Annotated in this window: 9 protein-coding genes; 2 read left to right on the top strand and 7 right to left on the bottom strand. The window is 68.5% G+C overall.

All coding sequences use genetic code 11. The features are described 5' to 3' along the window. From BGN97_RS02655 to efeU, 3 genes are all read right to left on the bottom strand, one after another. On the bottom strand, positions 1-1,176 hold a 1,176-nt coding region (locus tag BGN97_RS02655), incomplete at its 3' end, for a Dyp-type peroxidase (protein WP_292697793.1). A 7-nt stretch (positions 1,177-1,183) separates the two neighbouring features. Continuing rightward, a complete protein-coding gene (gene efeO, locus BGN97_RS02660; RefSeq protein WP_292697795.1) occupies positions 1,184-2,416 on the bottom strand; it encodes an iron uptake system protein EfeO in 1,233 nt (410 codons plus the stop codon). After that, positions 2,413-3,354, bottom strand: a complete 942-nt coding sequence (efeU, locus tag BGN97_RS02665) for an iron uptake transporter permease EfeU (protein ID WP_292697913.1) — start codon at positions 3,352-3,354, stop codon at positions 2,413-2,415. Before efeU ends, efeO begins: the two co-directional genes overlap by 4 nt. 163 nt (positions 3,355-3,517) lie before the next feature. On the opposite strand from efeU, the gene BGN97_RS02670 reads away from it, so the two are divergent. Continuing rightward, on the top strand, positions 3,518-4,516 hold the full coding sequence (locus BGN97_RS02670) for a 2-oxoglutarate and iron-dependent oxygenase domain-containing protein (protein WP_292697797.1): 999 nt from the start codon (positions 3,518-3,520) through the stop codon (positions 4,514-4,516). 1 nt (position 4,517) lies between these two features. Here BGN97_RS02670 and BGN97_RS02675 read toward each other — a convergent pair whose 3' ends face one another. From BGN97_RS02675 to rpsO, 3 genes are all read right to left on the bottom strand, one after another. Then, positions 4,518-4,835 carry a transcriptional regulator gene (locus tag BGN97_RS02675; RefSeq protein WP_292697799.1) on the bottom strand — a complete coding sequence of 106 codons (318 nt, stop codon included), beginning with the start codon at positions 4,833-4,835 and terminating at the stop codon, positions 4,518-4,520. After that, the gene (locus BGN97_RS02680; RefSeq protein WP_292697801.1) at positions 4,828-5,682 is read right to left on the bottom strand and encodes a hypothetical protein; all 855 of its coding nucleotides are present in this window, start codon (positions 5,680-5,682) and stop codon (positions 4,828-4,830) included. Before BGN97_RS02680 ends, BGN97_RS02675 begins: the two co-directional genes overlap by 8 nt. Positions 5,683-5,830: 148 nt before the next feature. Then, entirely contained in the window at positions 5,831-6,100 is a 270-nt protein-coding gene (gene rpsO, locus BGN97_RS02685; RefSeq protein ID WP_292697803.1) for a 30S ribosomal protein S15, read from the bottom strand. A gap of 208 nt (positions 6,101-6,308) precedes the next feature. Here rpsO and BGN97_RS02690 point away from each other — a divergent pair, with 208 nt between their 5' ends. Beyond that, a complete protein-coding gene (locus tag BGN97_RS02690) occupies positions 6,309-7,535 on the top strand; it encodes an MFS transporter (protein WP_292697805.1) in 1,227 nt (408 codons plus the stop codon). A 42-nt stretch (positions 7,536-7,577) separates the two neighbouring features. Here the strand turns inward: BGN97_RS02690 and BGN97_RS02695 are convergent, their stop codons facing one another. Beyond that, positions 7,578-8,126 (bottom strand): YceI family protein, encoded by a 549-nt coding sequence (locus tag BGN97_RS02695; protein WP_292697807.1) that lies wholly within the window; start codon positions 8,124-8,126, stop codon positions 7,578-7,580. Between the last annotated feature and the right edge of the window lie 164 nt (positions 8,127-8,290).

Genomic DNA, 8,290 nt, shown 5'->3' on the forward strand with positions numbered 1-8,290 from the left:
GTACTCGTTCAGCAGATCGGTGGAGAGCTTCCGCTGCAGCCCGATGGACTGCGCCGGGTCGCGCTGGTAGGCGAGGAAGAAGAGCCCGGCGTCGAGGCGCCCGAGGCTGTTGTTGCCACCCACGTAGTTGAAGCCGCGTCGCAGGATGCGGGTGCCGCCGTTGCTGTCGGGATGCGCGAGCCGCACATGGCTGTGCTCATCCAGTCCGGACAGCTTGGGGGCGGTCCCCTCGGTGCCGCCGCTCAGAGGCGCACCCTCGCCCTTGTCACGTCCGAAGATGCGCTCCTGCTCGCCGAGGCGCACCCGATCCCAGGTCTCGATGAGCATCGCGATCTTGCGCGCGACGAGGTACGAACCGCCGGCGAGCCAGGCGGGATCGTCGCCGTCCGCGACCCACACGTCCTCGTCGAGCGCCTCGGCATCGTCGGCGAGGATGTTGGCTGTGCCGTCCTTGAACCCGAACAGGTTGCGCGGGGTCTGCTGCTCCGCCGTCGTGCGCGAGGTCTTGCCGAAGCCGAGCTGCGACCAGCGCAGCTTGGCGCGCCCGAACGCGATGCGGCTGAGATTGCGGATCGCGTGCACGGCGACCTGCGGATCGTCGGCGCAGACCTGCACGCACAGGTCGCCGTCCGAGAGCATCGGGTCGAGATCCTCGCCGAGGAAGGCCGGGAGCGGCTTCAGCTTCGCGGGCAGACGATCGCGGACGCCGTAGCGATCGCCGTCCTCGTTCTCGAAGAGCGTCGGACCGAAGCCGAAGGTGACGGTCAGCGAGCTCGCCGGAAGCCCCAGCGCCTCCCCGGTGTCGTCCGGAGGCGCCTCGGAGGATCCGCCCACGGCGCCCGTCGCACTGACCTCGAGCCCCTGCGTCATCCGGGATGCCGCGTACGACCAGTCCTGCAGCAGCTCGATGAGGTCGGCGCGGTCGCTGCGGGGCATCATGTCGAACGCCGCGAAATGCAGATGCTCCTGCACCGGAGTGGTGATGCCGGCCTGGTGGGCGCCGAAGAACGCATGCACTCCGGATGCCGTCTCCTCCCGTCGCTGAGCGGCGGCGAGCGCATAGCCTCCGCCACCGGCCAGCGCCAGGGCGGCGGCTCCCCCGCCCGCCGCGAGCCCCAGCAGGCCCCGCCGGCTCAGTCCGGGCCTCTTCCGCCCGGCTTCGACGTCCTCGGTCATCGGCGGATCAGGCGAGAGCCGTGCTGGTCAGCTTCGACAGCGGCTCGGCGAGAGCGTTGATCAGGTCGATCAGCTCGCGCTTGTCGGCGTCGTTCAGCTGCGTGAACGGGACGAACCCGGCATCCAGCGATCCCTGCGCGGCCAGAGCCTTCTCCAGGTCCGCGTACCCGGTGGAGATCTCCTCCACGAGCGCCTTGCCGTCCGCGCCCTTCGAGGCGACGAGGTCGCTGACGAGCGAGAACGCCATCTTCGAGCCCTCGACGTTGGCGGCGAAGTCGTAGAGGTCGGTGTGCGACCACCAGTCCTCCTCGCCCGAGATCTTGCCCGTGGCGACCTCGTCGAGCAGCGCGACCGCACCGTTGGAGATGCCGGCGATGCCCTGGTCGTTCAGCGCTGTGGTGAAGTCCTTCGAGTGGACGTAGTCGTACAGCTCCTGCACGTCGGCGATCAGCAGATCACCGAACTCGCCCCGCTGCTCAGGCGTGGACGGCGCCCAGTCCTTCCACGCCGACGTCTCGCCGTCGGAGTTCAGCGCATCCTGGGCGGGCTGCCACAGGTCCTTCTCCAGGCGGTGGAAGCCGGTCCAGTCCAGGCCGTCAGCGACGGCATCCACCTCGCGGAAGTCGATGCGGGGATCGAGATCGCCGAGCGCCTCGGCGACGGGCTCGATGCGCTCGTAGTACGCGCGGGTGCTCGGGAACAGCTCGCGCGCCTTCTCGTCGTCACCGGACTGGTAGGCGTTCACGAGCTCCTGCACCGCCGGGACCAGCTGTCCGACCTGATCCTTCACGAACGCGGCGTAGAGGTCGACGGCCTTCTGCTTCTGCTCGGCGTCCGGCCCGTCGATGGCGACCTTCTCGCCGCTCACCGTGAACGCGGACTTGCCGACGCCGTCGCCCACCATGCCGGGCTTGCACACCGTGAAGTAGTCGCCCGGCTGGGCCACGACGGTCATGGTGCGGGATGCCGACGGAGCGATGTTCTCCACCTCGCCGACGATGCGCAGGCCGTCGGAAGCCAGGAGGTAGAACTCCGTGACCTGGTCTCCGCTGTTGGAGATGTCGAAGGTCAGCGTGCCGCTCTTCGCCGTGTCGGCGGAGACCGTGCAGGCATCGGCCGTGGACTTCACGGTGAAGGATGCGGCCGGGTCGGCGGTCGCCTTGGCGACGCATCCGGTGAGGGCGATGGCTGCTGCCGCCAGCGCCGCAGCGGCGCCGAGAGTGCGGGCGGTGAGGGTCATGCTGCTCCAGGGGATGTCGAGGTGAGGGAGGAGGTCTGAGCGGGGGCGGCGACGTGGGCGCGCGGACGACCGGTGCGGATGCCGCGGATGAACAGGGCGCCGACGACGACGATGTACAGCGTCCACGCGATCACCTGCAGCCAGGTCATGTGCGGCATGAACCCCACGATGGCCTGCAGGAGAACCGCCCAGACACCGCCGGGCACGATGACGCCGCTGGCATCGAATGCCCACCCGAAGGGGAATCCGGCCACGCCGGTGAGCACGATGCCCGTGCCGGGATCCACGGGAGCGAGCGCGGAGAACGGTCCCGGCAGCACGCCGGCCTCCTGGAGGTCCATCACGGCGTAAGCCAGCACGCCTGCGGCGACGATCACGAGGAAGCCGCCGGTCCAGGCGAAGAAGCGTCGCAGGTCGAGGCATACGGCGCCGCGCGCGATCAGCCAGCCGACGACGACGGCGATGGCGAGTCCGAGCAGCGCCCCGGGGAGCGCCAGCGGCGCGTCGCCGGACGACTGCACCATGGACCACAGCAGCAGGGTGGTCTCGATGCCCTCCCGGGCGACGGAGACGAAGCCGACCGCGACCAGCGCCCACAGGCCGCCGTCCGCCAGCGCGCGGTCGACGCCGCCCTGCAGGTTCGACTTCATGGTGCGTCCGGCCTTCTGCATCCAGAAGATCATCCAGGTGACCATCGCCACGGCGACCAGCGACAGCGTTCCGCCGATGATCTCCTCGGCCTCGGAGGTGAGGGCGTAGGCGCCGAAGGTGAGCACGGCGCCGATGCCCAGCGCCAGGGCGATCGCCAGTCCGATGCCGATCCACATCCGGCCCAGGACGTCGGCGCGCCCGAGGCGCCGGATGTAGGCCACGAGGATGCCGACGACGAGAGCCGCCTCCAGGCCTTCGCGAAGGCCGATCAGGAGCGCGGGAAGCATGACTGCGAGCACGAGCGGGGTGTTCTCCGTGTGTCGATGATCGGTAAGGGGTGCCTTACCTAACCGAGCCTAGCATTGCGATCGATGCGCACCTGTCGCGGGCGCCGGGTAAAACAGCGCAACATTCGCGCCACCGCACCTGCATCCGCATTACCTTCGACGCATGTCCGACCTGAACCTCCCCGTCCTGGACCTCTCCCGACTCGATGCCGGAGAGGAGGAGGCCGCCGCGTTCCGAGCCGATCTTCGTGCGGCGACCCACGACGTCGGCTTCTTCTATCTGACCGGCACCGGCCTCCCCGCCGGGCTCGAGGAGCGCCTGCACCGCGCCGCTCGCGACTTCTTCGCGCTTCCCGACGAGGACAAGCTCGCGATCGAGAACGTGAAGAGCCCGCACTTCCGCGGGTACACCCGGATCGGGGGCGAGCGTACGCAGGGTGCGGTCGACTGGCGTGAGCAGATCGACATCGGGCCGGAACGGGATGCTGTGGCCGGAGGGCCGCCCTACTCCAGGCTGATCGGCCCGAACCTGTGGCCGTCCGCTCAGCCCGAGCTGCGCGAGGTGGTCGCGGAATGGCATGCGGCCCTCTCGGCGATCTCCCGGCGGCTCCTGCGCGCGTGGGCGCTGGCGCTGGGAGCAGAGGAGTCGTACTTCGACGACCACTTCGGGGAGCCTTCGACGCTCATCAAGATCGTGCGCTATCCGGGGACGCATGAGCCGCTTCCGCAGCAGGGCGTCGGCGCCCACAAAGACAGCGGTGTGCTGACCCTCCTCTGGGTCGAGCCCGGCCGCGGCGGCCTGCAGGTCGAGCGCGACGGCGAATGGGTCGATGCCCCGCCCGTCGAGGGCGCGTTCGTGGTCAACATCGGCGAGCTGCTGGAGTACGCGACCGGCGGATATCTGAAGGCGACCAACCATCGGGTCATCTCTCCCGCCGCCCCCGACGACCGCCTGTCGATCCCGTTCTTCTTCAACCCCGCGCTGGTCTCGCAGCTCCCGCTCATCGATCTCCCCGCGGAGTTGGCCGCCCAGGCCCGCGGCGTCACCGACGACCCGGCCAATCCGATCCACAGCCTCTACGGCGAGAACGCGCTCAAGTCACGGCTGCGGGCGCACCCGGACGTCGCCGCCATCCACCACGCGGACCTGGTCGGCGCCTGAGTCACCCGCCCGTACCGTAGTCGACGATCGCGCGCAGCGCCTCGAGGTGCGCCTGGAACGCCCGACGGCCGACTGCTGTGCCGGTGACCCAGGTGCGCCCGCGAGCACCGACCTGCCCCTTGCGGACCTTCACGTAGTGCACCTGCTCGAGCGAGGAGATCGCCTTGCTGAGCGCGGAGTCGGAGACCTGCAGGACGCCGGCCAAGGTGGCGAAGTCGAGCTCGAGTTCCTCGCCGAGCGCTGCCATCAACGAGAAGCGGATGGGACTGGCGAAGCTGTCGTCGAGCCGGAGCCGCGGATGCTTGGGGCTCTCACCCACGATCGGGGCCCCACCAGGCTCCGAGGGCGAACGCCAGCGCGATCGCACCACCGACGACGTAGCCCCCGATGGTCGGTGGCATGGAGGTGAACTGCGCCAGCAGCAGCAGCGCGACGATCACTGCACCGGAGAGGGCGAAACAGATCCACAGGAACGGCCCCCATGCCAGCGCGAGCTGGGATCCCTGCGTCAGCATCGAGGCCGACAACCACACCACCAGGGCGAGCATCGCCAGGAGGTTGACGATGTTGGCGATGAGTGCGGAGGGGGTCGCCACGCAGGCGACGATCGCCCCGACCGCGATCCCGATGCAGGTCGTGGTCAATCGCGCCCGGCGGTCGAAGGGCGCCCGCTTCCGGACGATCCGCTCCGCGGTTGCATGTCTCCACTCACCCCACGCGAGTAGGCCGTACAGCACGAAGCACAGGACCCCGGGCGCGAACCTCAGAGCGACGGGGATGTCGACACCCAGCATGAGCGTGCCGAGTGATCCGACCACGACGGCGAGCAGGATGAGCATCACTGCCGCCCGCATTCGCTGCTCGCGGCCTCGGCGCTGATAGCCGTACTCCTCGCGGAGCGTCGTCACGAGCTGAGTCCAGGCGATGAACGGCGCGACGATGACGATGATGTTGGCGCCTTCGGCGGGTGGGAACACGAGCATGAGCACGACGAGGTAGATCGCGAACGAGATCCCCTCGGCGAGCAGGAGCCGCGCGGCGGCGCGGCGATCGATGTGCTGCTCGCGACGCTGAGCCACACGCTCCGATTCGTCGAGATACGCCTGCGCGACGGCTGCGGTCGGCGGCTCATAAGGCTCCAGACCCGGTTCCGGCCTCTGCTCCATGACATTCCCCCACTTTCCATCGGGAAACCTAAATACTTTCCTACTGGAAACCGAGCGGGACCGTCAACCCCGGGACACAGCGAGAGCCGCCCCACACCGTGGGGCGGCTCTCCAAGAATGTTCTGCGCGATATACGCGGCAGCGGTGCTTATCGACGCAGACCGAGGCGCTCGATGAGCGAGCGGTAACGGTTGATGTCGATGTCCTGCAGGTAACCCAGCAGGCGACGGCGCTGACCGACGAGCAGGAACAGGCCACGACGCGAGTGGTGGTCGTGCTTGTGCTCCTTGAGGTGCTCGGTGAGGTCCTTGATGCGCTGCGTCAGCATCGCGACCTGCACCTCGGGGGATCCGGTGTCACCGGGGTGCGTCGCGTACTCTTCGATGATCGCCTTCTTGACGTTTGCTTCCAGTGCCATAGATTCGATCCCCTCTCTGCTTGTTGCGCGGCGCCCGACACCTGATGTGTGGGCTCTCTTCATCCGCGGCCGATCGAACGGCAACCTCCATAGCCTACCAGCTTCGGCGCCCCGGTCGCGCACAGCCGATAGCCTCGAGAGGTGCAGTTCTCCCGCGGTCTTCTCATCGACCTCTCCCCCCCTGAAGATCAGCCCGGCGTTCACGCGCATGTGGATCGGCGCGACTCTCGCGGGCATCGGCGGGCAGCTCACCGTCGTGACCGTGATGCTGCACGTGTTCGAGCTGACCGGAAGCACCTTCGCCGTGTCGATGATCGCCGTCGCGGGTCTCGTGCCCATGATCCTCGCGGGCCTCTATGGAGGAATGCTGGCGGATGCCTTCGACCGGCGCCGCGTCGCGCTCATCTCCGCGACGGTCGCCTTCATCGCGACGGCGCTGCTGGCGACGCTGACCTGGACGCACACCGAGACGATCTGGTGGCTGTACGGGCTGAGCATGACGATCGCCGCGGCGAACTCCGTCGGGATGGCCACGCGCACCGCGATCGTGCCGCGACTGATCCCCCTGGACCATCTCGCGGCAGCATCCGCCCTCAACGGCGTCGCGTTCGGGCTGACCGTGATGGTCGGTCCGGCGGTCGCCGGCCTGCTGGTGGCGCTCACCGGATTCGGATGGACGTACACGATCGACGTCATCCTGATGCTGTCGATGTTCCTCGGCCTCTGGACGCTGCCGGCGCTGCTCCCGGAGGGGACGATCGTGCGCCCGGGGCTCGCATCGCTGGTCGACGGCTGGCGCTTCCTGCAGCGCGCGGGGAACATCCGGATGCAGTACCTGATGGACATCACCGCGATGACCTTCGGTCAGCCGCTCGCCCTGTTCCCCGCACTCGGAACGGTGATCCTCGGCGGCGGCGCCTTCACCACCGGCATCCTCACGGCGGCGGTCGCGGTCGGCACGTTCGCCTGCAGCCTGTTCTCCGGGCGGATCGTGCACTACCGCTGGCACGGGCTGGGCATCTCCCGCGCGGTGCAGGCCTACGGCATCGCCATCGCGCTGTTCGGGGCGGTGCTGCTGATCGGGATGCTGCTGCCGCCGGCATCCGAGCAGGTGCCGCACGTCGCTCTCATCGTCGCCGCCTGCATCGCACTGGCGCTCTCCGGCGCCGCGGACAACGTCAGCTCGATCTACCGGAACACGATGATGCAGGCGGCCGTCCCCGACACCATGCGCGGGCGGCTGCAGGGCGTCTTCATCATCGTGGTCGCCGGCGGACCCCGCGTCGGCGCACTGTATGCCGGCGCCCTCGCCACGGCGACCAGCCTGTGGTTCCCTCCCCTGTTGGGCGGCTTCCTGGTCATCGGGATCGTCGCGACACTCGCGCGGCTCAGCCCCCGCTTCCGCGCCTACGACGCACTGAGCCCCGAGGCCTGACGCTGACTGCGCCGGGCCCCGGGGCTCGTGAAGGGAAGCGGATCAGGCCTGCAGTGCGCCCTGCAGGTCGAGGCCGATGGTGATCTCCTTGCCGACCAGGACGCCGCCGGTCTCCAGCGCGGCGTTCCAGGTGAGGCCGAAGTCCTCGCGGTTGATGACGGTCTTCGCGGACGCGCCGGCCTTGTAGTTGCCATACGGGTCGGTGCCGAAGCCACCGAACTCGAACTCGAAGGTGACCGGCTTGGTGATGCCACGGATGGTCAGGTCGCCGTCGACGAGGAAGTCGCCGTCCTCGACGCGGGTGCCGGTGGACACGAACTCCATCGACGGGTGGTTCTCGACATCGAAGAAGTCCGCGGAGCGCAGGTGGGCGTCACGGTTCTCGTCCTTGGTGTCGATCGAGGTCACGTCGACCTTCGCCTCGACCTTGGCCTCGAGCGGGTTCTCCGGGGCGATCAGCGTCGCCTCCTTCACGCCGAAGGTGCCGCGCACCTTCGAGATCATCATGTGACGGACACTGAAGGTCACCTCGCTGTGCGCGGGGTCGAGGACGTAGGTGCCGGGACGGTAGCCGGGGATCTCGATCGACATATCTGCTTCTCCTTGAAGTCGTGGGTGCCGCGTGGGCCGTAATGAGGATAACTTGCATGCATCTGCATACATTCCCGGTTTTCAGGGTTTTTACAGAAAGCCCCCGCCCGCAGGATGCGGACGGGGGCTTCGAGGATGTCGAGGATCAGCCGACGGCGACCAGG

This window comes from Microbacterium sp. 69-10 (assembly GCF_001897945.1).
GTDB lineage: Bacteria > Actinomycetota > Actinomycetes > Actinomycetales > Microbacteriaceae > Microbacterium.